Annotated in this window: 24 protein-coding genes; 6 read left to right on the forward strand and 18 right to left on the reverse strand. The window is 65.4% G+C overall.

Features of this window, described 5'->3' with window-relative positions:
- Nucleotides 1–604 (reverse strand): cupin domain-containing protein (locus ACT4OC_RS11730; protein WP_444839153.1); only part of this gene is annotated, 604 nt, incomplete at its 3' end.
- Between the two features lie 98 nt (nucleotides 605–702).
- On the opposite strand from ACT4OC_RS11730, the gene ACT4OC_RS11735 reads away from it, so the two are divergent.
- Nucleotides 703–1464 carry a GntR family transcriptional regulator gene (locus ACT4OC_RS11735; protein ID WP_444839154.1) on the forward strand — a complete coding sequence of 254 codons (762 nt, stop codon included), beginning with the start codon at nucleotides 703–705 and terminating at the stop codon, nucleotides 1462–1464.
- A 2-nt stretch (nucleotides 1465–1466) separates the two neighbouring features.
- On the opposite strand, the gene ACT4OC_RS11740 is transcribed toward ACT4OC_RS11735, so the two are convergent.
- Entirely contained in the window at nucleotides 1467–2354 is an 888-nt protein-coding gene (locus ACT4OC_RS11740) for a sigma-70 family RNA polymerase sigma factor (protein ID WP_444839155.1), read from the reverse strand.
- 14 nt (nucleotides 2355–2368) lie between these two features.
- Nucleotides 2369–2677, reverse strand: a complete 309-nt coding sequence (locus ACT4OC_RS11745) for a hypothetical protein (RefSeq protein ID WP_444839156.1) — start codon at nucleotides 2675–2677, stop codon at nucleotides 2369–2371.
- Between the two features lie 190 nt (nucleotides 2678–2867).
- Here ACT4OC_RS11745 and ACT4OC_RS11750 point away from each other — a divergent pair, with 190 nt between their 5' ends.
- Entirely contained in the window at nucleotides 2868–4142 is a 1275-nt protein-coding gene (locus ACT4OC_RS11750; protein WP_444839157.1) for an NAD(P)/FAD-dependent oxidoreductase, read from the forward strand.
- Between the two features lie 156 nt (nucleotides 4143–4298).
- Here the strand turns inward: ACT4OC_RS11750 and ACT4OC_RS11755 are convergent, their stop codons facing one another.
- From ACT4OC_RS11755 to ACT4OC_RS11765, 3 genes are read right to left on the reverse strand one after another with little or no spacing between them, the layout of a single operon-like run.
- The gene (locus ACT4OC_RS11755; RefSeq protein WP_444839158.1) at nucleotides 4299–5510 is read right to left on the reverse strand and encodes an ABC transporter substrate-binding protein; all 1212 of its coding nucleotides are present in this window, start codon (nucleotides 5508–5510) and stop codon (nucleotides 4299–4301) included.
- A gap of 28 nt (nucleotides 5511–5538) precedes the next feature.
- The gene (locus tag ACT4OC_RS11760; RefSeq protein WP_444839159.1) at nucleotides 5539–5862 is read right to left on the reverse strand and encodes a 2Fe-2S iron-sulfur cluster-binding protein; all 324 of its coding nucleotides are present in this window, start codon (nucleotides 5860–5862) and stop codon (nucleotides 5539–5541) included.
- 10 nt (nucleotides 5863–5872) lie between these two features.
- Nucleotides 5873–7096, reverse strand: a complete 1224-nt coding sequence (locus ACT4OC_RS11765) for a cytochrome P450 (protein WP_444839160.1) — start codon at nucleotides 7094–7096, stop codon at nucleotides 5873–5875.
- 80 nt (nucleotides 7097–7176) lie between these two features.
- Between ACT4OC_RS11765 and ACT4OC_RS11770 the strand changes: the two genes are divergently transcribed.
- Nucleotides 7177–7707: a MarR family winged helix-turn-helix transcriptional regulator gene (locus ACT4OC_RS11770; protein WP_444839161.1), complete on the forward strand. Its 531-nt coding sequence runs from the start codon at nucleotides 7177–7179 to the stop codon at nucleotides 7705–7707.
- Between the two features lie 253 nt (nucleotides 7708–7960).
- Here ACT4OC_RS11770 and ACT4OC_RS11775 read toward each other — a convergent pair whose 3' ends face one another.
- The gene (locus ACT4OC_RS11775; RefSeq protein WP_444839194.1) at nucleotides 7961–9166 is read right to left on the reverse strand and encodes an ABC transporter substrate-binding protein; all 1206 of its coding nucleotides are present in this window, start codon (nucleotides 9164–9166) and stop codon (nucleotides 7961–7963) included.
- A 140-nt stretch (nucleotides 9167–9306) separates the two neighbouring features.
- Between ACT4OC_RS11775 and ACT4OC_RS11780 the strand changes: the two genes are divergently transcribed.
- Complete coding sequence (locus ACT4OC_RS11780) at nucleotides 9307–9795, forward strand: MarR family winged helix-turn-helix transcriptional regulator (protein ID WP_444839162.1); 489 nt, start codon at nucleotides 9307–9309, stop codon at nucleotides 9793–9795.
- Between the two features lie 45 nt (nucleotides 9796–9840).
- On the opposite strand, the gene ACT4OC_RS11785 is transcribed toward ACT4OC_RS11780, so the two are convergent.
- Nucleotides 9841–11520: a tannase/feruloyl esterase family alpha/beta hydrolase gene (locus tag ACT4OC_RS11785; protein ID WP_444839163.1), complete on the reverse strand. Its 1680-nt coding sequence runs from the start codon at nucleotides 11518–11520 to the stop codon at nucleotides 9841–9843.
- Nucleotides 11521–11685: 165 nt separating this feature from the next.
- Nucleotides 11686–13542, reverse strand: coding sequence for a feruloyl-CoA synthase (locus tag ACT4OC_RS11790; protein WP_444839164.1), 1857 nt, complete (start codon nucleotides 13540–13542; stop codon nucleotides 11686–11688).
- A 241-nt stretch (nucleotides 13543–13783) separates the two neighbouring features.
- On the opposite strand from ACT4OC_RS11790, the gene ACT4OC_RS11795 reads away from it, so the two are divergent.
- Nucleotides 13784–14200 (forward strand): MarR family winged helix-turn-helix transcriptional regulator, encoded by a 417-nt coding sequence (locus ACT4OC_RS11795; RefSeq protein ID WP_444839195.1) that lies wholly within the window; start codon nucleotides 13784–13786, stop codon nucleotides 14198–14200.
- Between the two features lie 8 nt (nucleotides 14201–14208).
- On the opposite strand, the gene ACT4OC_RS11800 is transcribed toward ACT4OC_RS11795, so the two are convergent.
- On the reverse strand, nucleotides 14209–15351 hold the full coding sequence (locus tag ACT4OC_RS11800) for a hypothetical protein (RefSeq protein WP_444839165.1): 1143 nt from the start codon (nucleotides 15349–15351) through the stop codon (nucleotides 14209–14211).
- A gap of 353 nt (nucleotides 15352–15704) precedes the next feature.
- On the opposite strand from ACT4OC_RS11800, the gene atzF reads away from it, so the two are divergent.
- Nucleotides 15705–17498: an allophanate hydrolase gene (gene atzF, locus ACT4OC_RS11805; RefSeq protein WP_444839166.1), complete on the forward strand. Its 1794-nt coding sequence runs from the start codon at nucleotides 15705–15707 to the stop codon at nucleotides 17496–17498.
- 81 nt (nucleotides 17499–17579) lie between these two features.
- On the opposite strand, the gene ACT4OC_RS11810 is transcribed toward atzF, so the two are convergent.
- The 8 genes from ACT4OC_RS11810 to ACT4OC_RS11845 all read right to left on the reverse strand — a co-directional run bounded on the left by ACT4OC_RS11810 (nucleotide 17580) and on the right by ACT4OC_RS11845 (nucleotide 25872).
- Nucleotides 17580–18320 carry a GntR family transcriptional regulator gene (locus ACT4OC_RS11810; RefSeq protein ID WP_444839167.1) on the reverse strand — a complete coding sequence of 247 codons (741 nt, stop codon included), beginning with the start codon at nucleotides 18318–18320 and terminating at the stop codon, nucleotides 17580–17582.
- The gene (gene hpxZ, locus ACT4OC_RS11815) at nucleotides 18317–18718 is read right to left on the reverse strand and encodes an oxalurate catabolism protein HpxZ (protein WP_444839168.1); all 402 of its coding nucleotides are present in this window, start codon (nucleotides 18716–18718) and stop codon (nucleotides 18317–18319) included. Before hpxZ ends, ACT4OC_RS11810 begins: the two co-directional genes overlap by 4 nt.
- 1 nt (nucleotide 18719) lies before the next feature.
- Nucleotides 18720–20096, reverse strand: a complete 1377-nt coding sequence (locus ACT4OC_RS11820; protein ID WP_444839196.1) for an AtzE family amidohydrolase — start codon at nucleotides 20094–20096, stop codon at nucleotides 18720–18722.
- A gap of 28 nt (nucleotides 20097–20124) precedes the next feature.
- The gene (locus tag ACT4OC_RS11825) at nucleotides 20125–20307 is read right to left on the reverse strand and encodes a DUF4089 domain-containing protein (protein WP_444839169.1); all 183 of its coding nucleotides are present in this window, start codon (nucleotides 20305–20307) and stop codon (nucleotides 20125–20127) included.
- A gap of 20 nt (nucleotides 20308–20327) precedes the next feature.
- On the reverse strand, nucleotides 20328–22097 hold the full coding sequence (locus ACT4OC_RS11830; protein WP_444839170.1) for a dipeptide ABC transporter ATP-binding protein: 1770 nt from the start codon (nucleotides 22095–22097) through the stop codon (nucleotides 20328–20330).
- A 94-nt stretch (nucleotides 22098–22191) separates the two neighbouring features.
- Nucleotides 22192–23094, reverse strand: a complete 903-nt coding sequence (locus tag ACT4OC_RS11835) for an ABC transporter permease (RefSeq protein WP_444839171.1) — start codon at nucleotides 23092–23094, stop codon at nucleotides 22192–22194.
- A gap of 9 nt (nucleotides 23095–23103) precedes the next feature.
- A complete protein-coding gene (locus tag ACT4OC_RS11840; protein WP_444839172.1) occupies nucleotides 23104–24117 on the reverse strand; it encodes an ABC transporter permease in 1014 nt (337 codons plus the stop codon).
- A gap of 135 nt (nucleotides 24118–24252) precedes the next feature.
- Nucleotides 24253–25872, reverse strand: coding sequence for an ABC transporter substrate-binding protein (locus ACT4OC_RS11845; RefSeq protein WP_444839173.1), 1620 nt, complete (start codon nucleotides 25870–25872; stop codon nucleotides 24253–24255).
- Between the last annotated feature and the right edge of the window lie 308 nt (nucleotides 25873–26180).

The following is a 26180-nucleotide window of genomic DNA, read 5'->3' on the forward strand; positions in this document are numbered from 1 at the left end:
CGACCTCCTGCTGCATCTTCGGGTGCACCGCATAGAAATTGGCCTCGAGGCAGTTCACCAGGGGAATGTCGAGACCGTCCTGCCAGATGCAGGGCGTGCCGTCGCCGGCGACGCCGTGCTCGTGCCAGGTACCGTTCGGCGTCAGCACGAAGTCGTTGGCCCCTAACGTCAGCTTATGCCCGTCGACGACGGTGTAGGCGCCCTCGCCTTCCATGATGAAGCGCAGCGCGGATGCTGAATGAGCGTGCGCGGACGCCACCTCCCCCGGATGCATCACCTGCAAGCCGGAATAGAGCCAGCCGACGGCGGCCGCGTGTTCGCGCCGTCCCGGATTGTTCAGATAGATGACGCGGCGGCCGGCCTTTTCCGGCGACACCAGTTCGACCGAGCGCAGCACATGCCGGCGCAGGTCCTCATAACGCCACAGCACCGGGACCGACGAGGATTTCGGCTGCCACGGCTCGATCTTGTTGGCGACGGTCCAGAGCGCGCCGGCATCGAGGCCTTCGAGCTCGTCGTAATAGGCGAGCAGCTCCGGCGTATCCTCGACATTGGCGCGGCCGGCGACGTTTTCCCGATGGTTTTCGCGGCGTGCTGTTGCCATCTCGCTCTCCCCGGATATAGGATCATATAAAATCAATTCCATTGTGGACGCAAGATAGAATTTTCGAAAATATGGCTTCTAATCGAAAGACTGGCCGCATGGTCCGGGACCAACCGGCCGGGGCAAGCGGACACCGAACGGCCAGCGAGGGCGGCGGCGAGCCAGCCACGTTGGGCGAGATGGCCTATCAACGGCTGCGCGCCGACATCGTCGTCGGTACGTTCACGGCCGGAGAGCCGCTGCGGCTGGAAGCGCTGCGGCAGCGTTACGGGCTGAGCTTCTCGCCGCTTCGCGAAGCCTTGATGCGGCTGCAATCGGAACGGCTGGTGCTTTCGACCGCGCTCCGCGGCTTCTCGGTTGCACCGTTGTCGCGCGAAGAGATCGAGGACGCGACGGAAACGCGCATCCTGATCGAAAGCGAGGCGCTGCGCCGGTCGATGCGCAGCGGCGACGACGACTGGGAAGCCGGCATCGTTGCCGCCTTCCACGCGCTGAACCTGCAGGTCGAACGGCAATCGCGCGCTTCCGGAAAGGTAGAGACGGCCGACCTGTTCGCGATGGAGGAGCGGCATCATCATTTCCATCGCGCGCTGATCGCGCGTTGCGCCTCGCCGCGCCTGCTCGATCTCGCGGACCAGCTCTATGTCGAGACGCAGCGCTACCGTCTGCCGAACTATTTCGGCGGCGTGCTGGGCAAGCGACGGCGCGACGCCGCGGCCGAACACCGGGAGATCATGGACGCCACGCTGCGCCGAAGCGAGGACGCGGTCCGCCTCCTGGCCGAGCACTATCGCAAGACGGCCGCCATCATCGAGGCCTCGATCGAGTGGCCGTCGCCTCCCGGCGCGACTGCCAGGTAACGTCACACGCTGTATTCGGCACCGTCGAGGATGTAGCGCGCGTAGCGGAAATCGCGGATGGTGGCGACCATGTCGCCTTCCCAGCCCAGCAACATGAAATATTTCGGCGGCGCGTCGCCCGCGCTCGGGTCGAACACCAGGATGGCCGGACGGCCCTCGACCAGTCCCGGCACCAGGCGCCAGTCGCCGGCGCTCGAGTAATTGCCGAAATATCTGCCGACCTCGGCCTTGCCGCGCATGCGCGTCCTGCCCACGAGCTCGAGCCTGACGTCGTCGGCGATCATGGCGCGGATGGCGTCGAAATCGCGCGCGTTGAAATGGGCGACATAGGCGGCAAGCTGCGCCCGCCCGGAATCGGACAGCACCGGCTGCGGCGCATCCTCGGGCTCCCCCGCGATCTCGCGAAGTTTCGCGCGTCCGCGATGCAGCGAGGCTTTTACCGCAGGCAGGCTCGCATCCATGACGTCGCAGACCTCCTGCAGCGAGCAGCCGAGCACGTCCGCCAGAATCACGCAGGCGCGCTGGGTCTCCGGCAGCCGCATGAAGGTACGCAAGGAGGCACTGGCAATCTGGCGGCTCGTGACCGCATCGAGCTCATCGGCGACCATGTCCAGCTCCGCTCCAACGAAAATCGCGGCCTGCCGGCGCTTCCGGCGCAGGAAGTCCAGCGCCGTGTTGTGCGCGATTTTGAACAGCCAGCCTTCGGGATGTTGCAATGGCCCGGCGGCAGAAAACACCTCGACGGCCTTGACCAGCGCATCCTGCAGCACGTCCTCGCCGTCGATGACCGAGCCCACCATGCGCGCGCAATAGCGATGCAGTCTTGGCCGCATCGCGGTCAGGAAGCGGTCGAGATCGACCGGGGCCGGTACTTGCGCAGGCGAGGTCATGGCATCCCTCGGCATCACGTCTCGTTCAACATTCGATAGTTGCCAACGACCGCAGCGCCGCGCGGCGCCGGCGGTTCCAGGCAACGATCGCGGATTCCGTTCTGGAACTGCTGGAACGCCTTCAGCTTCGGAATCGGACTGGTGCCGTCGTCCGCCGCGGTCTCGACGACGTGCACAAAACTGTCGTCGTCGAGCCGCAGGGTAAGATAGCGCACGCCATCGGGCCTGGCAGCCTGCAATTCGGCAAACACCGCCCTCACCAGCTCGGCATTGCGCTCGGCCGCCTCGGGCTTCGTCTTGTAGCGGATCAGGGTTCGTCGCATGGCCGTCTCCTCGTGTTGCTCACCCCAAGGACGTTTGAGGGGATGAAAAGGATTCGCGGCCGCAATCTTTTTTTTGCCCGGGTGGCCGAATACCGGACAATAGCGGTTCGCTATCGACCCATTGGCGAATGCGCCTTGGAACCGCCCCGCCGATCCATGCATAATCGACCGCGAAGAGGAGCAGGAATCGATGAACGAAACGCCGTCAAAACCCCACCACGTGGTGATCGTCGGCGCCGGCTTCGGCGGGCTGGAGACCGCGTTCCGCCTGAGTGGCGCGCCCGTGACGATCACCATGATCGACCGCCGCAATCATCATCTGTTCCAGCCCCTGCTCTATCAGGTTGCGACCGCTTCGCTGGCCACCTCCGAAATCGCCTGGCCGATCCGCTATCTCCTGCGCGACAGGCCTGAAGTGACCACGCTGTTTGCCAACGTCAACGGCGTCGACGCCGGCGGCAAGCGCGTGCTGCTGGAAGACGGCGGCGCGATCTCCTATGACACGCTGGTGCTCGCCACCGGGGCGCGCCATGCCTATTTCGGCCACGACGAATGGGAGCCGTTCGCACCCGGGCTGAAGACGCTGGAAGACGCCACGACGCTGCGGCGGCGCATCCTCGTCGCCTTCGAGCGCGCCGAGCGCGAGAGCGATCCGGCCAAGCGCGCGGCGCTGCTCACCTTCGTCATCGTCGGCGCGGGACCTACCGGCGTCGAGATGGCCGGCACCATCGCCGACATGGCGCGCGACACGCTGCCGCGCGATTTCCGCAACATCGACACGCGCAGCGCGCGCGTCGTGCTGATCGAGGCGGGGCCACGCGTGCTGGCCGGATTTCCCGAGGATCTCTCGGCCTATGCGCAGCGCTCGCTGCAAAAGCTCGGCGTCGAGGTGTTGCTGGGCGAAGCCGTCACCGAATGCTCGGCGGAAGGCGTGGTCTATGGCGGCAAGCGGCTGGCGGCGCGCACGCTGATCTGGGCCGCGGGCGTGCGCGCCTCGCGCGCCGCCGAATGGCTCGAGGCGCCGCACGATCGCGCCTTTCGATTGCAGGTCGAGCCCGACCTGACCGTGCCCGGCCATCCCGACATCTTTGCGGTCGGCGATACCACGACCGTCAAGGCGCCCGACGGCAATCCGGTGCCCGGCATCGCGCCGGCGGCGAAACAGCAGGGGCGCTATGTCGCATCGCTGATCAAGGCGCGGCTGGCCGGCAGGACGCTGCCGCCATTCCGCTACAAGCATGCCGGCAGTCTCGCGCAGATCGGCAAGCGGCTCGCGGTGATCGATTTCGGCAGCTTCAAGCTGCGCGGCACGATCGCGTGGTGGATCTGGGGCATCGCCCACATCTACTTCCTGATCGGCCTGCGCCACCGGCTCGGCGTCGCCTTGAGCTGGCTGTGGATCTACATGCGCGACCAGCGCCCCGCGCGGCTGATCACGCAAGGCAGCAGCAAGGTGACGAGCTAGTTCGCTCGGTTACCCTTCATGGTGAGGAGCGAGTTCGCGTACCGCGCATCGTCATGGCCGGGCTTGTCCCGGCCATCCACGTCTTTCCTCCACGGACAGAAAGAACGTGGATGCCCGGGACGAGCCCGGGCATGACGGCTGTTGTTGCGGAAACAGCTACTTCACCAATGAACACCCGCCGTCGTTCAGCGGGCGAAACGCCTGCTCGGCGGGAATGGTCGAGATCAGCTTGTAATAATCGTACGGATATTTCGACTCTTCCGGCTTCTTCACCTCGAACAGGTACATCGGGTGGATGACGCGGCCGTCCTGACGAATGGTGACGTCGCCGAACAGCTTGTCCTTGCCCCGAAACTTCTTCATCTGCGGCACGACGTTCTTGGCATCGTCGCTGCCGGTAGCGGCAACCGCGTTGAGATAGGCGAGCGTCGAGGCATAGACGCCGGCCTGGTTGGCGCTCGGCATCTTGCCGTTCATGCCCGGCCGGGCGGCAAAGCGCTTGGCGAAGGCGCGGGTGTCGCCGTCCATGTCCCAGTAGAACGCTTCGAGGATCTGCAGGCCCTGGCCGACCTTCAGACCCATGCCGTGGATGTCGTTCACGAACAGCAGGAACGCCACCATGGTCTGGCCGCCCTGCTGCAGGCCGAATTCGGCAGCCTGCTTCACCGCGTTGACGGTGTCGCCGCCGGCATTGGCAAGGCCGATCACCTTGGCCTTCGAATTCTGCGCCTGCAGCAGCAGCGAGGCGAAATCCGAAGTGTTGAGCGGATGTTTGGCCGAGCCCATCACCTTGCCGCCGTGCTTCGCGATGTAATTGGTGGCTTCCGCCTCGATGCCCTGGCCGAGCGCAAAATTCACGGTGACGAAGAACCACTCCTTGCCGCCGCGCGCCATCATCGCCGCCGCGGTGGCGTTGCCGGTGGCCCAGACGTCGTTGACCCATTGGATGGTGTTGGGCGAGCAGGCCTTGCCGGTGAGGTCGGAGCTGGCCGTCGATGACGCGAGGAACGTCATCTTCGTGTCGCGCACCAGCGAGTTGATGGTGAGGCCGACCGCCGAGTTGGGCACGTCGACGATGGCATCGACGCCATCGACGTCGAGCCATTTGCGCGCGATGGCGGAGCCGACGTCGGCCTTGTTCTGGTGATCGGCGTAGACGATCTCGACCTTGATGTTCTTGCCCCCGCCATTGAAATCTTCAGCCGCCATGCGCGCGGCCTCGACCGAGCCCATGCCGTTGGTGTCCTGGAAGATGCCGGAAATGTCGTTGAGCACGCCGACGCGCACGACATTGGCGGATATCTCCGCATGCGCGAGCGACGCAACGCAGGCCAGCGCGAGCGCGCTGCATAGTCCAAGTTTCTTCATGGTTCCCTCCCCTCGATGTCAGTTGTTGTCAGGCCTGCCGTTCCGGCAGGTGCAGCACCAGGCCGTCGAGTTCGGCCGAAGGCTTGATCTGGCAGGACAGGCGGCTGCTCGCGCGCCGTTCGGCCGCAGTGCCGTCGAGCAGCGCGTCCTCGTCGTCGGCCATCGCAGGCAGCCGCGACAGCCAGGCGTCATCGACATAGACGTGGCAGGTGGCGCACATGGCGTTGCCGCCGCATTCGGCGAGGATGCCGCCGATGTCGTGGCGCGTTGCGGCCTGCATCGCGGTTTCGCCGGCAGTGGCCGAAATGCGCTGCTCGCGACCGTCGGGATGGATGAAGGTGATGGTCGTCATGATCGGCCCGTCAGGCTGGCTTGATGGTGATGGGCAGGCTTTCGAGACCGCGCAGCGTGTTGTTGTAGCGGCGCTTCACCTCGCCCGAGATTTCGATCGATCCGACCTTGCGCGCGAGCGCTGCGAGCATCACCTCGCCTTCGAGGCGCGCGACGAGCTGGCCGACGCACATATGGATGCCGGAACCGAAGCCGACATGGCCCGACGTACGGCGGGCAATGTCGTAGCGGTCCGGATTCTCCCAGCGCCGCGGATCGCGGTTGGCGGCGCCCAGGAACATCAGCACCTTCTCGCCCTCGCCGATGCTGTAGCCGCCGAGCTCGACCTCGCGCGTGGTGGTGCGGAAGAAGGTCTGCACCGGGCTTTCGAAGCGGATGGCCTCCTCGAAGGCATTGCGCGCCAGCGTCGGGTCGCTGCGCAGCTTCGCCAGCTGCTCGGGATAGCGCGCCAGGCAATAGACCGCGGCGCCAATGCCGTAGACGGTGGTGTCGAGTCCCGCCGACAGCAGCGAGCGCACCAGCAGCGGCGCCTCCTCATGGGTGATGTCGCCGGCAGCGGCGCGCGCATGGACGCAAGCTCCGAATCCTCCGGGCGCGAGATTCTCGCGGCGGCATTGTTCGGCGACATAGGCCTGATGCGGCGCCGAACGCTCGATCGCCTCCTGACGCAACCGGTTCGGCGGACCGAACGAGTTGAACACCAGGCTCGCATAGGGCAACAGATGCTCGCGGCCTTCCCGCTTCAGGCCCAGGGCGTCCGGAAAGACCGACAGCGGATAGGCTTCGGCGAGATCGGCGATCGCATCGAAGCTGCCGCGCGCCAGCAGCTCGTCGACCTTGGCTTCGGCGAGATCGGTGAAATGCCCGCGCAGCGGCTTCATCGCGGTCGCCGACAATACCTGGCTCAATACCGCCCGGGCGCGAGTGTGCGCCGGCGGATCCGCCTCCAGGATGATGCTTTGCGGCCGCCATGCCTTCTCCTTAGCGAAATCGCTCAAACCCACGCCACGGCTAGAGCAGAACGTCAGGGGATCGTTCAGCACGGCGTGCACTTCGGCGTGGCGTGCCACGCCATAAACGCCATATTTGTCGAGATAGACGACCGGACCCGCCTCGCGCAGCCTCTCATGCGTCGGGAAGGGATCGGCGAAGAACTCGATCGAGAACGGATCGAAGTCGAGATGCGGCACGTCCGGCGCGGGGCCGCGTCCGGGGGGTATGGCGGTCGCAGTCACTGGGGGCCTCCTGCATAATGTACTTGCGGAGCGGTGCGGGGTGTCTCTATGTCTGAAGACGCAGGAACGTTCGGAAAGCCATGAGCAGCAACAGACAGGCGCGCAACTTGCGGTCTCCCGCGACAGGCCGGGACCCGAAGGTCGAGCTGGTGCTCGATCTCGACCGCTACGTTCCGGCGCTCATCACCTTCATCGCCAACAAGCTGTCGCGCAGCGCGACAGCTCTCTACCAGAAGCGGTTCGGGGTGAACGTCACGGAGTGGCGGATTCTGGCGCTGCTGGCGATCGAGCCGGAAATTTCCGCCGCGCGCATCTGCTACGTCATCGGCTTCGACAAGGGTCCGGTCAGCCGCACGCTGGCGGCGATGGAAGCGCGCGGGCTGGTCGCGATCCGGACCGACCGCGAGGACGGGCGCACCTATTCGATCTCGCTGACCGCCAAGGGCGCGGCGACCCACGACAAGGTGATCGCGGTCGCGCTGGAGCGCGAACGGCGTGTGCTCTCCTGCCTCAGCAAGGCGGAACGCGAAGCCCTGATCGTGCTGCTGCGGCGCGTCCACGGCAATCTCGATGCCGTGACGGGCGCAGGCGGGATCGGCAATCCTGACTGAACGCGTCGCGCCAGCCGTAACCGCGGTTGCGACCCTGTCATCGACGCAGAGATGCGCGCGCGACATCGCGTCGTCGCGCGGGCTGGCGCGCCCGGACATCATTCCCTCCCCTGAGACGACCGGGCCCTTTCGCTTGTCTGCTCAGCCTCGGTCGAAAATCAGTCTCTCACGAATTAGTTGCTTTGGCAACATATAGCGCAAAGAAAAACCGGCGGACCGCGAGAGAGGTTTCGCGGCCGCCGTTCCCGCCCGCCTACTTCTTGACGAGCGGGCAGTTTCCTTCGCTCTCGGGACGAAAGGCCTGATCTCCGGGAATCGTCGCGACGACCTTCAGGAGATCCCACTTGGATTTGGATTCCTCGGGCGACTTCACCTGAAGCAGGTACAGCGGGTGGATCTTGCGCCCGTCGGCGCGGATGACGCCTTTGCCGAACAGGACATCGTCGGTCGGCGTTGCCTTCATCGCCGATACCACGGCCTTGCCATCGGTGGCGCCGCCGACCTTGTCGACCGCTTTCAGGTAATGCAGCACGGAAGCATAGACGCCGGCCTGCATGTCGTTGGGATAGTTGTTCTGCGGATGGCGCTCGGCGAAACGCTTGGCGAAGGCACGGGTGCCGTCGTTGAGATCCCAATAGAAGGGATTCATGATCTGCGCGCCCTGCGCGGCCTTCAGCCCGAGCGCAGGAAGGCCGTTCATGCCGAGGATGAGGCCGACCAGCTTCTGCTTGCGGGTCAGGCCGAATTCCGCCGCCTGCTTCATCGAGGTGATGGTATCGTCGCCGGCGTTGGCAACGCCGACGATATCGGCGCCGGAAGCCTGCGCCTGCAGCAGGAACGAGGCGTAGTCGGCCGTGCCGAGCGGATGGCGCACCGCGCCGAGCACCACGCCGCCGGACGCCTTGACGCCTTCGGCAGCCTGCTTCTCGAGATCGTGGCCGAAGGCGTAGTCGGCGGTGATGAAGAACCACTTCTTGCCGCCCTGCGCGACGACCGCCTTGCCGAGGCCCCGACCATACGCATAGGTGTCGTAGGTCCAGTGCACCGTATTCGGCGTGCACTTCTCGCCGGTGAGCAGCGCCGTGCCGGCGCCGGAGCCGATGAACACCTTGTTCTTCTGCTCGCTCATGCCGGCGACGGCGAGAGCAATCGCCGAGTTGGGCAGGTCGAAGATGGCATCGACACTCTCGGTGTCGTACCAGCGGCGCGCGATACCGACGCCGACGTCGGTCTTGTTCTGGTGGTCCGCGGTGATGACTTCGACGGGCTTGCCGGCGGCCTTGCGGCCGTAGTCCTCCACCGCCATCTGCGCGGCGATCACCGAGCCCACGCCCTGATAGGTCGAAAACACACCGGACTGGTCGTTGAGCACGCCGATCCGGACTTTTTCCTGGGCCTGTGCGGCGCCGGCGAACATTGCGCCGAAGGCTGCGGCGGCCAGCATTACCCTGCGAAACATCTGTCGCATGCTTTCCTTCCCCTATACAAAAGGCAGCCTGAGGGCCGCTTCGAAATTACTTATAAAATATAAGTACTTTTCGGAGATGTCAATTCGCGCGTGAAGGTGCCCGCGCTTTTCAGATCGGAAGGACGGCCAAAGTGCTGAAACGCAAGGGAAACGGCGAGGAGCCGGCTTCAACCCGGGAACTCGATCTCACCAAACTGGAGCAGACGCCGGGCTTCATGATCCGCATCCTGCAGCTGGAAAACTTCGAGGCGTTCTACCCGCATTTCCAGCAACTGAAACTGTCGCCCGTGGAGTATGCGATCCTGGTCACGCTGCGCGACAACGAGGCGGTGACGCAGAGCGAGCTAGCCGGCGTGCTGAAGATGCAGCTGCCCAACCTCGTGAAGATCCTGTCGCGCATGGAGGAGGCCGGCACCATCAGGCGCAAGCGTTCGGCGCGGGACAAGCGCGCCGTCGAGCTTTCGCTCAGCGCGGCCGGCCGCAAGCGGGCCGACGAGGCCAGCCGGCTCGGCGTCAGCTTCAACGCGAAGACGCTAGCGCCGCTGGACAAGCAGGAGCGCGCCGCGTTCCTCGACATGCTGGCTCGGCTGGTCGAGGGATACAAGGCCTCGGCGCCTTGAGCCGCCGGCGAGGATATCGCCGCCCGGCGCGTGTTCGGACACCGCCTACTTGCAGACGAAGCTTGTCGCGTCCTCGATGCTGCCGGATCCTGAAAAGGCAGCATAGGTGGGATAGGGACAAAGCGGCCGCGTTCGGGCCGGGCTCCACGAAGCCGGGATTTCCTTGTTGGCGGGATTGATCGAGGCAATGATCTGGTCGGGGGCCTTGCCTTTCTCTACCCAATCGGTCAGGGCAGTCAACGCGTCGAACTTTTCGAGCGTAATGCCGCCGCCGCAATGTGTGCCGCCTGGCAACGTGAAGAGGCGAACGGAGCCGGCGGCTTCGCCCTTCAGATTGGCGTTCAGTTTCTCGTACCATCGAATCGTGTCGTTGACCGAGAACACCGGGTCGGCCTGGCCGTGATAGATGATCATCTTGTGCCCGGCCTTGCGAAGCGCCGCCAGCTTGGGATCGTCGACCTCCGGGGGCGCCATGAAGTCCATCGCGGACTCCTTGAACATTTCATTCCTGGCGTAGATTTTCGGCGCGTCCTTGTCGAAGTCGTACTTTAGCAGCGCCTCGATCAGCTTGCCGCTGCTTCCTTCAACCGCGATCGGCGGGGTTGAAAAGATGTAGTTGAGCGAAGCCGCCCCCATGGTCGCGATGATGGGATAATTGTTCCAGGGCGCAACCGGGCTCTCCACCTTCCAAGCCCGCCAGTTACCGGTGCCCACGCCGCCATCGGCCGGCCAGTCGGAATAGAGCGCCTCGCCTTTTGAATTTTTCGGTCCGGCAAAGATAGTCTTCAGCGCATCGACCTTGGCCTCGGAGAGGCAACCTTGGGTAACGCCGGATGCACAGGTCAGGCTCTTGAAGTCAAACGCCTTCTGGCACGCCGCCATGTTCGACGTCAGACCATCCTTGATACCGTCGAGGGCGTCACAGGCTTCGATGATTCTGGATGAAATCAGCCGCGCATCGTCCCTGGTGATGGACTTGCGGATGTCGGGGTCGGCTTTCACGAGCGCTTGCAAATCCCAAGCGTGCTGGATCGCGGCACGCGGCAGGTCGAAGCCGGGATTACCCACGAGGAAGCCGTCATAGCTTTCTGCCATTCGTTCGGCCGCAACCATGGTATGGCGTCCGCCGTTGGAGCATCCCGCCATATACGAGTATTCGGGCTTCTTGCGGTAGTGCGCGGCGATGATCTTCTGCGCGATGGGCGCAAGCGTCATGTCTGCGGCGTAGCCGTAGTCGCGCCGCGCCTGCGGATCGAGGCCGAAGGCTGCGCCAGCGGCCAGCCCAAGGGAAGTGTTCGCGGGATCGGAGCCCGAGTGGCCGCTGTCGGAGGACAGCACGGCGAACCCGCGCGCCAGCGGGACCGTCCCGCCGGACGCCATGCCGTCCCGCTTGTCGCCGAGCGCGGGCACGACGACGCCGTCATTGCCTCCATTCACCTGATGCAGGAAGCGGCCGTTCCATTCGACCGGCAGCCGCAGTTCGAACCGGATGGCGTAGGATTTCCCATCCGCACCAACTCGCTGGTTGGCGAGACCGGTAACGATGCAGTGCTTTGGCAGGCCGCTGCCCGCCTCTTGCATTTTGGACGAGCTGATCTCGGCCCCGGCAGTTTCGAGCGTTGTCGTCGCAACCTGAGTGCAGACTTCGCCGTCCGCCTGCGCCGCGGCCGGCAAGCAGGCCACCATCGCGAACGCACCCATCCGCATCCATCCCATGGCGTTCATGCAGGCCTCCCCAGTAACATTGGTTATATTTTATAATTATTACATCAGCCGGCTTCCTTGACAAGTATGGAACGGAATAAGAGCGAATCGAGCGAGGTCGGACGGCCGCACCTGACCGGCCGCCGCGGCCGGTCAAAGATTTCGGCGCGTCGCGCAGGCATGGCCTCAACGACCGCAGGCGATCCAATGTTTGGAAGCGTCGTCGTTGACTTCCACCACTGCCGCCGCCCGCCGCGTCAGCACGGCGCGCTGATTGATATAGCCCTTGTCGGTAATCTCGCCGCCATCGACGGACGCAGGCTCGGCCATCAGCAGCGCACGTGTCGCGTGGCCGGAAGAATTCGGCGTTTGCGCCTTCAGTTTCGCCAAGCCCTGCGCGATTGCTTCGCGCACCTTGTCATGGCCGATCACGTCGTCGGCGCTGGCCGCGTCCGGCAACCCGGCGTGGCTGCGGCAGGCCGCAATGTTCGGGAAGACGAGGAAGCGCACCTCGTCGCCATCGTGGCCGGTGACGACGATGTCCTGCGCCAGCGGCGCGAGCGCAGCAATGCCGGCAACGCGCAGCGTGCCGACACTGACCCAGGTGCCGGAATTGAGCTTGAAATCCTCCGCGACGCGGCCGTCGAAGAACAGCCCGAGCTCGGGATGCGCGGGATCGGCGAACTTCACGGCATCGCCGATCAGGTAGAAGCCTTCTTCGTCGAAGGCCTGCGCCGTCAGCTCCGGCGCCTTCCAGTAGCCGGGCGTGACGTTCGGCCCGCGCACCCGCACCTCCAGCTTGTCACCCGACGGCACCAGCTTCAATTCGGTGCCGGGAATCGGCACGCCGATGTTGCCGGATCGCTTGGCGAGGAAGTGGCAGTCGGTGGCCAGCGGCGAGGTCTCGGTCGAGCCCCAGGCCGACACCATCGGAAGCTTTCGTCCGACGGTCTGCAGCGAAAGCTCTTCCAGCGCGTCCCACAGGTTCTGCGGCAGTGCTGCGCCGGCATAGAAGGCGAACCTGACGCCGCCGAAGAATTTCCTGCGCAGCTCCTCGTCGCCGCGCAGCGCCGCGATCAGCATGTCGAAACCGCGCGGCACGTTGAAATAGACCGTCGGCACCACGCTGCGCAGGTTGGCGAGCGAGGTATTGAACAGCCCTGGCGCCGGCTTGCCGCCGTCGACATAGAGCGTGCCGCCATTGCGCAGCACGAGGTTGAAATTGTGGTTGGCGCCGAAGGTGTGGCTCCAGGGCAGCCAGTCGAGGATGACGAGGTCTTCGCCCGCATCCTCGAGAAAAGTCCAGGTCTGCGCCTTGGCCTCTTGGCTCGAGGTCAGCATGCGCTGGGTGTTGATCACGGCCTTCGGCGTACCGGTCGAACCCGAGGTAAAGAGAAACTTCGCGATCGTGTCCGGCGTTATCGCCGCGAACGCCTTTGCGACGTCAGGCGTTTCCGCCGTCGAGGCGACGTCGGTGAAGGCGATAGCGTCGCCATCGGAAGCACCGCTGACGATCCTGGCCTGATGCAGCGGCTGGATCGCCGCGAGCGCCGCGGCAAACGGCTTCGTTGCGGAGACATAGATCGCGCCGGGCTGCAGCAGCGCGATCATGCTCTTGAGCTTGTCGAAATCCCTGGACATCAGCGAATAGGCGGGCGAGATCGCCGCCACGGGCACGCCGGCATGCATCGCGCCAAGCGCAAGCAGCGCATGATCGACGCTGTTGTCGGACAGCACCGCCAGCGGACGTTCCGCGCTCAGCCCCTGCGCCAGCGCCCAGGCGGCGACGGAGCGCACCTGCCTGAGCGCATCGCGATAGGTCACCGTCGTCCACGGCGCCTCGCGCGTGCGCTCGCCGAGGAAGGCGCGATCCGGCGCCGCGCGCGCCCAATGCTCCAGCCAGTCGCCGACGCAGCGCGCCGCAGGCTTCAACGGGGTCGTCGACCTGACGAGGGTGGCGCCATCGGCGCGGCGCGCGGCGACGATGGCGGGTGTCGCAAACAGGCTGGCGGGATCATCACCGCGGACGGCGGCCATCGTCATGATTTCCTCTCCTCGCCCCGGGGGGCTTGCAGTCTCGTCGCGGGCTGCCTGGCTATAATGTTGGTCAGAACAATTGTTGTCGTCAACAACAATCTTTTCCTCCTGGCGCCGGTGCGCTACAAGGAAACAACGCCGGAGGAAACAATTGTCCAGCCATGCCGTCCACCCGGGAACGGGAATTCCGCTTCGCAAGAAGCGGTCTGCCAAGGGTCAACCGCGGCGGACCGAGCCGGACGAAGCGATCGGCCTTGACGCGCTGGTGGGGCATGCCGGCTACGCCGTGCGGCGCTTCCAGCTCTGGATCTTCCAGGATTTCATCAAGACGCTTGCCGCGGTCGACATCAGGCCGACGCAGTATTCGGTCGTGACCGTGATCGGCGCCAACCCCGGGCTCACGCAGGCGGCGGTCGCCAAGCGGCTCGGCATCGAGCGCGCGCGGCTCGTTCACCTGCTCGACAGCCTGGAGCAGCGCAAGCTGGTCAAGCGTGTGCCATCGGCCACCGACCGGCGCTCGCATGCGCTGCATCTCACCGCGCAGGGCGAGGAGCAGCTGCGCAAGTTCAAACGGCTTGCGGCCGAGCATGAGCGGCATGTCGCCGAGAAGATCGGCAAGGAGAACCGCGAGCGGCTGCTGCAGATTCTTGCCTGCTTCACCTGACGGCGCGATCAGGCCGGAAGGATATCCCCGATCATGGCCCGGCCCTTCTGAACGGCCTGCGCGAGGCGCTCCTTCAGCGATTGCGCCGGACGCAGATCGCCGGAGGCCAGCACATGCGTCAGGGTTCCGACATTGGTCCGGCTGCGTTCGACCTCTTCGTCGAGCGCCGCCGCCACCGCCGCCATCTGCTCGCTCAGCCGCTTGCCCCAGTCGGAATTGCCAAGCTCGATCTGCGTCTTCAGCGCACCCTCGATCGCGTAAATCCCCTGTAGGATGCCCTTGGCGACAGTGACGCGATTGCTTTTCAGGGCAACGGCCAGCAGCAGCCGCTTCTCGTCGATCTGGTCGAGCGCCATCGAAACCACGAGCGCATAGGGCGTTGCCGCGACAGCGGCGGGAGCCTTGCTATCGACCGCCTTGGTCGCGAGATGCAGCAGGTGCCAGGGTGTCGCCAGTCGTCTTGCAACGATCGTCAGGGCGAACGGTATCGCGTCGGCATTCGCCGCCTTCAGCGCCTTCAGTTGGTCGAGGACCTTGGTGAGCGCCGCTCCTTCGAGCTTTACAATCTTCGGCGGAAGACCCTGGCCGAATTTGGTCAACGCCTCGCTGGCGCGAAACACCGTGAACACTTTTGCGAGATCGTCGAAGATCGCCGGCGAGCTCGTGTACATGCCAAGCGCAGAACGCACCATGTGGCTGCCCTCGCTCGAGCGCATGGTGCCGTCCAGATAGCCCAGCGCCTTCTTCTGGAAGCTGAGCGCCAGCTTTTCCGCTTCCTTGGGATTGGCGAGAGCCTTGCCGACATTGGCGATATATTCCCGCGACATCGTCGTCAGCAGCTCGGTCTTCAAGAGATCCCAGATTGGCACGAGCGACCCCCGCGCGATCTGGCCGCTGTTGGCGCGTTCCGGCGCACCGTCGACCAGCACCGGCTCCAGCGGCTGGAAGAACAGACGCGCCGCTTCGTTGCGGCGCTCGTTTCCGCTGGGGAACTCGGCGCGCAGCGAGGCGATCAGTTCCTCCGTGCGAGGAATGGGCTCACCGAGCCCGAGCAGCCGTTCGAGTTCGGCAAGCAGCCGTCCACGCACCTGCGGCGAAAGTTGCGCCAGGTACTCCTTGAGCTGCTCACTCGACCGATCCGGTTGAGCCATCGAAGCAAAGCACCTTTTCCGTGCGCACGTGACGCGCCAGCCAACGGAATGTCGGTTAAGGAGTACCGGGGAAAGGTGAATTTCCGCCGAAGATGCAACCGTCAGTTTGAAGCATTGCGGGCGCTGCAACCGAATACCGTGGCCGCACGCTTCGAGACAGTGACCTGCCTATTTTCTGAGCAAATGCCGCTTTCAACACTCCGGCGACAGAGCGGAGCTCCTCACACAAGCGATTGATCAGAAAACAATATTCCCGAATACCCGCTGGACCATGAGATGTACACAATGGCACGTCGCTTGCTTCGTCCTGACAGGGTCAGCAAGCGGCTTAATGATTGAAAGGGAGGCCCGACGTGCCCGAGACGGTAGCTGCGATCGTGGCTGCACATCGCAACGGATCGGCTTCGCCTGCGGAGACCGTGGCGCGCAGCTATCGGCGGATCCGCGAGCACAACGATGGCGCCATCTTCATCGCGCTGCGCGACGAAGGGGAGGCGATTGCGGAGGCCGAAGCGCTGGCGAAGCAGGATGCCGCCAGTCTTCCGCTGCTCGGCGTGCCCGTCGCCGTGAAAGACAATATCGACGCCGCCGGTCTGCCGACCACCGCTGCCTGCCCGGCCTTCGCCTATCGGCCAGGGCAGGACGCGACCGCCGTGGCGAGGCTGCGCGCGGCCGGCGCCATCGTCATCGGCAAGACCAATCTCGACCAGTTCGCGACCGGTCTCGTCGGCGTGCGCTCGCCCTACGGCATTCCCGTCAATCCGATCCGCGGCGACCTGGTGCCGGGCGGATCGAGCTCGGGATCGGCCGTGGCGGTCGCGGCGGGCCTCGTGCCGCTGGCGCTGGGCACCGACACGGCAGGAAGCGGCCGGGTGCCGGCGATGCTCAACAACATCGTCGGCCTGAAGCCGAGCCTCGGCCTGGTCTCCACATCGGGCGTGGTGCCGGCATGCCGGACGCTCGACTGCATCTCGGTATTCTCGCTTACCGTCGACGACGCGATGGCGGCGTTGCAGGCGATGGCCGCGCCGGATGCCGGCGATCCCTTCTCGCGCAACCGGCCGCTTGCCGGCATGACGTCGTTTCCCGGAAAACTGCGACTCGGCATACCCCGCAAGGGGCAGCTGATCTTCTTTGGCGACTGGCATTCCGAGCAGGCCTATGGCGAGGCGTTGCAGCGCTGGAGCGCGCTCGGCGCCGAGCTGGTCGAGTTCGATCTCGAGCCGTTTTATGAGACCGCGCGCCTGCTCTATGAGGGGCCGTGGGTGGCGGAGCGCTATCTCGTCATCCGCAATCTGCTGGCGTCATCGCCGGAGGCGATCCATCCCGTGACGCGCGAGATCACTGCGGCCGGCGCGCGCCTCAGCGCGGCAGAGACGTTCTCCGCGCTGTATCGCCTGCAGGCGCTGCGCGGCGTCGCCGCGCGCACCTTTGCCGATCTCGACGCCATCGTGCTGCCGACCGCGCCGACGGCGTATTCGACCGCGCAGGTGCTGGCGAACCCGATCGAGCTCAACAGCCGGCTCGGCACTTACACCAATTTCGTCAATCTGCTCGATCTGTGCGGCCTCGCACTGCCCGCGGCGATGCGCGCGGACGGCATTCCCTTCGGCATCACCCTGCTGGCGCCGGCCGGCAAGGACGCGCTGCTTGCGAGCATCGGCCGCGTGTTCCACGCCGATACCGGACTTGCCGTCGGCGCCAAGGGCGTGACGCAGCCCGAGCTGGCGCCGCTGCCTGCGACAACCGATGACGAGATCGCGCTGGCCGTGGTCGGCGCGCATCTGTCCGGCATGGCGCTGAACGGCGAGCTGCAGGCGCTGGGCGCACGGCTGCTGGAAGAAAGCGTCACCGCGCCGGACTACAGGCTCTACGCGCTCGACACCACGCCGCCGAAGCCTGGGATGCTACGCGTCGATGCGGGCGCCGGCAGCGCGATCAAGCTCGAACTGTGGGCGCTGTCGGCGGCCTCCTTCGGCAAATTCGTCGCCGCGATCCCGCCGCCGCTGTCGATCGGCACGATCCGCCTCGCCGGCGGCCGTGGCGTCAAGGGATTCCTCGTCGAGCCGGCGGCGGTGAGCGGGGCGCGCGATATTTCCGCGTTCGGCGGCTGGCGCGCATTCGTGGCGCGGCAGGCGGCGGAGTAATGCGGGCGAATGGCGAGTAGCGAATGGCGAATAGGGACGAGAGCCCCATTCGCCATTTGCTACTCCCTATTCGCCTCGCAACTACACCGACACCGCGTAAAGCTCGTACTCGCCGTGCACCAGCTCGATGTGGGCGCGCATCGCGGCCGCTGCGCCGCTACGGTCGCCGCGCATGATGGCGACGACGACGCGGTCGTGCTCGGCGTGAGACTTCGCCAATCGTCCGAGATTGCGGAACTGGGCGCGGCGGAACGGCTGCACCCGCACCCGCGTCGCCAGCGTCATCTCGGCGATGTAGCCGTTCTGCGAGCCGGCATAGATCGCATTGTGAAAGCGTTCGTTGACGGCGTGGAAGCGCTCGGGATTGCCGGCATGGCTGAGCACGCGCAGCTCTTCGTGAATGGCCTCCAGCCGGGCGCGGTCCACGGCCGGCATGCGCTCGGCGGCGAACCCCGCGCACAGCGCCTCGAGCTCGGCCATCGCCTCGAACATGCCGTTGAGCCGCTCCAGCGTGGGCCGCGCCACCACGGCGCCGCGATGCGCGCGGGCCTCGACCAGGCCGCTTGCCGCGAGCTGCCGCAGCGCCTCTCGCACAGGCGTGCGCGAGACGTTGAAACGCCGCGCGATGTCGGTCTCGTCCAGCGGCGCGCCGGGCGGAAGCTGCCCGCGCACGATCTCGTCGGCGAGCTGCAGGCGAAGCTCTTCCGCACGCGTGACCTTGGCCCGGCCGGGCGTCGGCCGGTCGACGCGGCGCAGCGCCGTTTCGGGGCTGGCGCCGCCGCGAGCCTTGGGAAGATCCTTGGGAAGATCGTCGAGGCTCATGATTTTCGATCCTGCGGTTCGTCGACGATGCTGACATGCGCGGCGACGATTCTCCAACCCTCGGGGAAGCGTATCCACGTCTGCATCTGCCGCCCCACCTTCGCTCCCGCCCATGCGTCGCGATAGAACAGCGTCGAGGCCACCGCGGCATCGCGGCCGTAGGTGGTGATGACGGTCTTGTCGGTCCTGCGCATCAGCCCGATCGGCGAGCGTGCGGCGCGGAACGCCATGATGGATTCATAGCCGTAGAGATTTTCGCCGATGCCGTAACGCAGCGTGCGCCCGTCGTTGCGGAACAGCTCGTCGAGCACGGCGACGTCGTTGTCGACCAGCGCCGTCTCGTAGCGCTGGAACTGCGCGGTGACCTCGGCGAGCACGTCGGGAAGATCGATTTCCATCTCAGAGCCCTCGCGGCGGCGGCGCAGCCGCAACGCCCATCGCCTCCAGCGCGGCTGCCACTCGCAGCGCGACGTCCTCGCGCCAGGGCGCGGCGATGACCTGCACGCCGATCGGCATCGGCTCCAGCGGCACCGGCACGGCAACCACCGGCAGGCCGATGAAGGAGATCGGCTGGGTGTGGATGCCGATATTGGCGCGCACCGGAAGCTCGACGCCGTCGAGCACGAAGGTCGCCTGCCCGATCTTCGGCGCGACGCAGGGCGTGGCCGGCGCAACGATCACGTCGACCGACCGAAACAGCTCCAGCACCTTGGCGCGATACCAGCGGCGGAATTTTTGCGCGCGGTCGACCAGTACCGCCGGAACCATCGCGCCCGCGATGAAGCGGTCGCGCACGGCGGGATCGAAATCTTCCGGTCGCTGGCGCAGGCGGTCGAGATGCAGCGAGGCACCTTCCGTGGTGGTAATGATGTAGGCCGCGGCGCGGGCGCGCGCCGCCTCGGGAATGACGGCGGTTTCCGTCGCGCCGAGCGCCTTGGCGACGCGGGCGATTGCCTCCCGCGCCTCGGGGAAGACGCTCTTCTGGAAGTAGTCGTCGGCGACCGCAACTTTCAATCCGCCGATGCCTTGCGCCAACAGGCCTGTCACCGGCTCGACCGGCCGCGTCGTGCAGGCCGCATCGTCGGCATCGGGGCCCTGCATTGCGTCATAGGCAAGCGCGAGGTCGCTGACGTTGCGGGCGAACGGGCCGAGGTGATCGAGGCTCGAAACGAAGGGATAGGAGCGCGCGCGGGACAGCCGGCCGTAGGTCGGCTTCAGGCCGAAGATGCCGCAGAACGACGAGGGCACGCGGATCGAGCCGTTGGTGTCCGATCCCAGCGCAATCGGCACCAGGCCGCCGCCGACGGCGCTGCCCGAGCCGCCAGAGGAGCCGCCGGTCATCCGCGAGGGATCATGCGGATTGCGCGAGGGGCCATCATGGACGTTCTCGCCGGTGAAATCGTAGGCGTACTCGCCCATGTTGAGCGCGCCCGCCAGCACCGCCCCGGCGGCTTCCATGCGCTCGATCAGCGTGGCGTCGCGCACGGCGGGCGGCCGGTCGCGATTGATCTTCGATCCGGCGCGGGTCGAGAGGCCTTTCACGTCGAACAGGTTCTTCACCGCAAACGGCACGCCGGCCAGCGGGCCGACGCTCTTGCCGGCGGCGATCGCGGCATCGATCTCGCTCGCAGTCGCCCGTGCCCGCTCGGCGGTGACGTCGGTGAAGGAATTGAGGATCTTGTCGTGCTTGCCGATCCGCGCCAGCGCGGCTTCGGTGACTTCGACCGCCGACAATTTTCGCGCAACAACTGCTTGCGCGATCTCGGACGCGGACATGCCGTCTGATGCAGCGGTCATTGCGGTGTCAGGCTGAATAGACACTGGCGGACTCGGCTTCATCTGATAGCGTGAACTCATCGACCAGGCGGCCGAGCCGCAACGACACTTCGAGATTGCCGCGCACCGCCGGCCGCCAGGCGTCCTCCACCCGCAGGCCCAGCGCCTTCGCCACGGAATCGATGTAGTCGTCCAGAGAGTCGGCAGCCATGATTCCTCCCGTCGTTCTTCTCAGACCGGCAGCGGCGGATGCGGGATCGCTTCCAACAGCTCGCGCGTATAAGCGTCCTGGGGATCGCCGAGCACCCTTTCGGACGTGCCTTCCTCGACGATTCGCCCGGCGCGCATCACGATGACACGATCGCACAACAGGCGCACCACATTCAAATCATGGGAGACGAACAGATAGCTCATGCCCATGGACTGCTTGAGGTCCTGCAGCAGATTGAGAACCACCGCCTGCACGGAGACGTCGAGCGCGGCGGTCGGCTCGTCCAGGATCACCAGTTTCGGATGCAGCGCGATGGCGCGCGCAATGCCGACGCGGGCCTTCTGGCCGCCGGAGAGCTGGTGCGGGAAGCGGTCGAGCAGGTTGAGCGGCAGGCCGACGAGGCCGGCGAGCTCCTCGCAGCGGGCGCGCAGCGCGTCGCGGCCCCTGATGTCGCCGAGCTGCAACAGCGGATCGGCAATGGCGCGCGCCGCGGTGAAGCGCGGGTTGAGGCTGTCGGTCGGATCCTGGAACACCATCTGGATGCTCTTGCGCTGCGGCAGCCGCGCAAAGGCCTGCGGCAGGATGGTGCCGATCTCCTCCCCGTCGAACACGATACGGCCGGAGGTCTGGTCCAGCAGGCGCATCACCATCATCGAGGTGGTGGACTTGCCGCAACCGGATTCTCCGACCAAGCCGACGCTCTCGCCATGGCCGACCGAAAAGCTGATGCCGTCGACGGCGCGGAAGACTTCCTGCTCGATCGGCGGCTTGCGGCTGAACAATCTGCCGAGCACGGCGGTCGCGCCCTGGCGCGGGTACTCCTTGACCAGTCTGTCGACGAGAAGGAGGGGCTTGGAATTCCCGTCACCCCCGGGCTCGACCCGGGGGTCCATCGCCTTGGAAGCGCCCTTTGAAGAGTGACGGATGGCCGGGTCGAGCCCGGCCATGACAGGGGAAACAGCCTCCCCTTCCGGCAACAGATCGCGCAGCGACACGCCGATCCGCGGCGTCGCGCGCATCAGCTTCTTCGTATAGGGGTGCGCGGGCCTGGCGAAGATATCGGCCGATAACGCGGTCTCCACCACATGACCCTTCTCCATCACCACCACGCGGTCGCAATAGGCGGCGGCGAGGCCAAGATCGTGCGTGATCAGGATCGTGGACATGCCGCGTTGCCTCGTCAGCTCCACGATCAGGTCCATCACCGCCTTCTGCGTGGTGACGTCGAGGCCGGTTGTCGGCTCGTCGCCGATCAACAGGCGCGGATTGCAGGCCAGCGCCAGCGCGATGACGACACGCTGGCACATGCCGCCCGACAGCTCGAACGGATAGGCGTGATAGCGCTCGCGCGGGCGCGAGATCTTGACCTGCTCCAGCGCCTCGATCGCCTTCTCGCCGCGACCTGTGACCTGCGACTGCTGCACATGCTGGCGCAGCACGTCCTCGATCTGGTCGCCGACCTTGCGGATCGGATTCAGCGCCGCGCGCGGGTTCTGGAAGACCATCGAGATTTCGCGGCCGCGCAGGTCGCGCATCTCGCTTTCGCTCGCCGCCTTGACGTCGATGCCGGAGAACGTCACCGAGCCCTCGGCGATCCTGCCGGCGCGGTCGAGGATGCGCATCACGGCATAGGAGGTCACCGACTTGCCGGAGCCGGACTCGCCGACGATGCCGAGCGTCTCGCCCTTGCCGACGGTGATGTCGACATGCTGCACGGCCTTGACGATGCCGCGGCGGGTGGTGAATTCGACGGTGAGGTCCCTGACGTCGAGCAGCGGTTGAGCTGTCATCCGTGCCTCTCGCAGAGTGCGTCACCCCAAAAAGTCGAAAACAACCCCATGCAAAGTAGAAGAACGGTAGTTTCGTACCGCGCCGGGCCCATCATCACGTCCTCCGCTGCGGATCGACGATGTCGCGCAGGCCGTCGCCAAGCAGGTTGAAGCAGAACACCGCGATCATCAGCGCAAGGCCGGGGAACAGCGCGATCCACCATTCGCCCGACACCATGAAGCCGGCGCCTTCGGCGACCATGATGCCCCATTCGGCCGTGGGCGGCCGAACGCCGAGGCCGATGAAGGACAGGCCCGCGGCGTTGAGGATGGCGTAGCCCATGGTGAGCGACATCTGCACGATCATGATCGGCATGATGTTGGGCAGGATGTGCACCAAGAGGATGCGCGTCTCGCCATTGCCCGACAGCCGCGCCGCCTGCACGAAGCCGGCGTTGCGGCGCACATTGGCCTCGGCGCGGGCGACGCGGGCATAGAGCGGGAAGTTCACGATGGCGGTGGCCAGGATGATGTTCTGCACTGAGTTGCCGAGCGCCGCGACGATGCCCATCGCCAGCACGAACAGCGGGAAAGCCATGATGGTGTCGGCGATGCGGCCGACGATGCGGTCGGTCCAGCCGCCGAAATAGCCGGCGGCGACGCCGGCAAGGCCACCCATCAGGAAAACCAGCGCGACGGAGCTGACGGAGATGAAGATGTCGAGCCTCGTTGCGACAACAACGCGGCTGAAGATGTCGCGGCCCAATTGGTCGGTGCCGAACCAGTGCGCCGCCGACGGCGACTTCAGCGCCTGCGCGGTGTCGGAGGCGAGCGGATCGTACGGCACCACATAGGGGCCGAACATCGCGGCAAAGAGAATGACGACCAGCAGCCCGAAAGCGAATGCGGTGACCCTGTTCTCGCCGAGCACGTATCTGGTGTGCTCGATCATCGAGACGAGGCCGGATTTGCGCTTGGTCTCCTCGGCCGGGACGGAGTCGGCGGTGACGCTGCTCATGCTTTTTCCTCAGCCCTCCAGCCGGACGCGCGGATCGATCACGCCGTAGAGAATGTCGATGAACAGATTGAGCAGCACATACATGACCGCCATGGTCAGCACGAAGCCCTGCACCGGCGCGAAGTCGGAGGCGATCAGCGCCTCCACCGCATAGGAGCCGATGCCGGGCCAGGCGAACACCTTCTCGACCAGCACGTTGGCCCCCAGCAGGAACGAGAACACCATCGACAGCGTGGTGATGACCGGCAGCATGGCGTTGCGGAAGGCGTAGGTGACGACGACGGTGTGCGGCGACAGCCCGCTGGCGCGCGCGGTGCGCACGAATTCGGACGCCAGCACCGCCAGCATCGAGGCGCGGGTCATGCGCGCGATCGGCGCCAGCGAGAAGATCGCGAGCGTCGCGGCGGGCAGCACCAGCTGGCTCAGCGCGGAACGAAATGCTTCGAGGTCGCGCGCGATCAGGGTGTCGATGAGGTAGAAGCCGGTCACGGTCGGCGGCGCGCTGTAGAACACGTCGAGCCGGCCGAGCGGCGCCGGCGACCAGCCGAGGCGGAAATAGAAGACATAGACCAGCACGAGGCCGGTGAAGAACACCGGCAGCGACACGCCGGCCGTGGTGGTGACGCGACAGAGATGATCGATCCACGATCCCGGCCGCGTGGCGGCGAGGACGCCGAGCGGCAGCGCGATCGCGATCGAGAAGAACAGCCCGAGCAACGTCAGCTCGGCGGAAGCCGGCAGGCGGTTGCGGATTTCCGTCGCCACCGGCTGGCCCGTGGTCAGCGAGGTGCCGAAGTCGCCCTGGGCGAGATCGCCGGTGTAGCGGACGAACTGCTCGACCAGCGGCTTGTCGAAGCCGAGCTTCTTCCTGATCTGCTCGATCGCCTCCTTGGTGGCGGCGGGACCGGCGAAATAGGCCGCGGGATCGCCGGGCAGCGCGCGCGTCAGCAGGAACGTGACGATGACGACCCCGATCAGGCTCGGGATCGCGAACATCAGCCGCTTGCCGATCATGGTCAGCATGGCGCGCTCGCGCGCCAAGCGAATGGCGAATAGCCGGTGGCGAATAGCGAATAGCGAATGGCGAGTAGAAGATCACCTTTTGCGTTCACCATTCGCTACTCCCTATTCGCCATTCGCCACTCGCCATTCGCCCTCTCACGCCTTCACGAGCGCGCGGTAGTCCAGGCGGCGGTGGAACCAGTACTGATAGCCGGAGACGTTCTTCTGCATCGCAACGTTGACGAAGGGCTGGTACAGCGGGATGCGCGGCACCTCGGCGAAGGCGATGTCGACGAAGCCCTTCACGTCGGCATCGTATTTCGCCTTGTCGCCGACGGAGGCGGCATTGCGCGCGCCGTCGATCAGCTTGTCCATTTCGCCCGACTTGTAGCTCATCGTGTTGAAGATGGAATTGTTGCCGTGATAGCACCAGTAGAAGAAGTATTCGGGGTAATCGAGCCAGCCCGAGAACACGTTGGTGTAGAGCGGCAGCTCCTTCTTGGTGAGCTCGGTGCGCCAGTTGGCGCCGGGAATCTTGTTGATCGTGGTCTTGATGCCGAGCTGGGCGAGGCTCTCCTGCACCAGGATGCAGAGCGGCTCGTTGACGTTGGCAAAGTTCAGGTCGAACGACAGCGTAGTCTCGAAACCGTTGGCATAGCCGGCCTCCGCCAGCAGCGCCTTCGCCTTCGCCATGTCGGTGTTGAACTTGGTCGGCTGCGGCCAGGCCACTTCGGTCGCCTTGGTCGCGGGCGCGCCGAACATCGGATTGCCGAGGCCGAACAGCACGGCGTCTATGATCTTTTGGTATGGGATCGCATAGGCCATGGCCTGCCGCACCTTCGGATTGTCGAACGGCGGCTTGGTCACGTTCATGCCGATATACTGGATGCCGTTGGAGAACGGCAGCGACACCACGTTGAGCTTGCCGTTGGCCTTCATCTCCTGAAAATCCTTGAACGGCAGCTCATAGGAGATGTCGGCATCGCCGCGCTCGAGCAGCGCGCGGCGGTTGCCGGCCTGCGGCACCATGCGCCAGATCACGCGCTTGATCTTCGGCAGGGGACCACCGACCCAGGCGTCGTTGCGCTCCATGATCACTTCGGTGCCGGCGGTCCACTTCGTCACCTTGTATGCGCCGGAGCCCGCGGTCTGCTGCTTGGTGTATTCGAGGCCCCAGGGATCCTTCTCGCTGGCATGCTTCTTCACCAGCTCGGAATTGACGATGCAGGGCACGATGACCGCGAGATCGGGAATGGTGAGGCGATCCTTCTTGGCGAAGTCGACGCGCACCGTATTGTCATCGACGACGACGAACTGCTCGGTCTTGGTCAGCGAGCCCGCGCTCATCTGGAAGGTCGGGAAGCCGCCGACCTTGACGGCGCGGTCGAGCGACCATTTGACGTCCTTGGCTGACACCGGCGTGCCGTCGTGGAATTTGGCGTTCTTCTTCAGCTTGAAGGTCACCGACATGTCGTCGATCTTCATGTCGTCGGCGAGCTCGCCCTTGAACTTGTCGCGGTCGTAGTAGGGCACCCCGCCCGGACCGCTCTTCATCTCGTGGCTGATCAGGCGGTCGTAGCAATTCCACGACACTTCATAGCCGGGCACGTTGGTGCCGACGCCGTGGATGTCGAGGTTGTTGGGGCCGCCTTCGGAGACGATCAGCAGCGTCTCGGAGCGGGCATCGGCTTTTGCAGACGACCAGATTGCCGGTGCCGGCACCATGGCGCCTGCCGCCAGCCCGGAGACAGATCTGAGGAAATCGCGACGCTTCATGGGATGCTCCAAGGCTTTCTGTGAAAATGCCGGAGCGGGATTCGCAAGGATTATGCCAGAGCTTAATGAGGCCCTAACGAACGAATAACATACTGTTATCGCAATGAAATTCCTCCTGATGCCGCCCACCGCGCCTATTTCGCAGGCGCACAGATTGCATACAAAGCGCCGGCTTTGCTCAAAATATAGGCTGACAAATTGGGCGGCCCGATCGTTGTGCGGCGCATTGCTTCAGGGGCAATAGTCCTCGCCATTGATGCGCAGGCAGCGGGGCGAGGCGACCAGCTGCCGCCGGCCGCAGCCGTCGG

This window comes from Bradyrhizobium sp., from assembly GCF_052389815.1.
GTDB lineage: Bacteria > Pseudomonadota > Alphaproteobacteria > Rhizobiales > Xanthobacteraceae > Bradyrhizobium.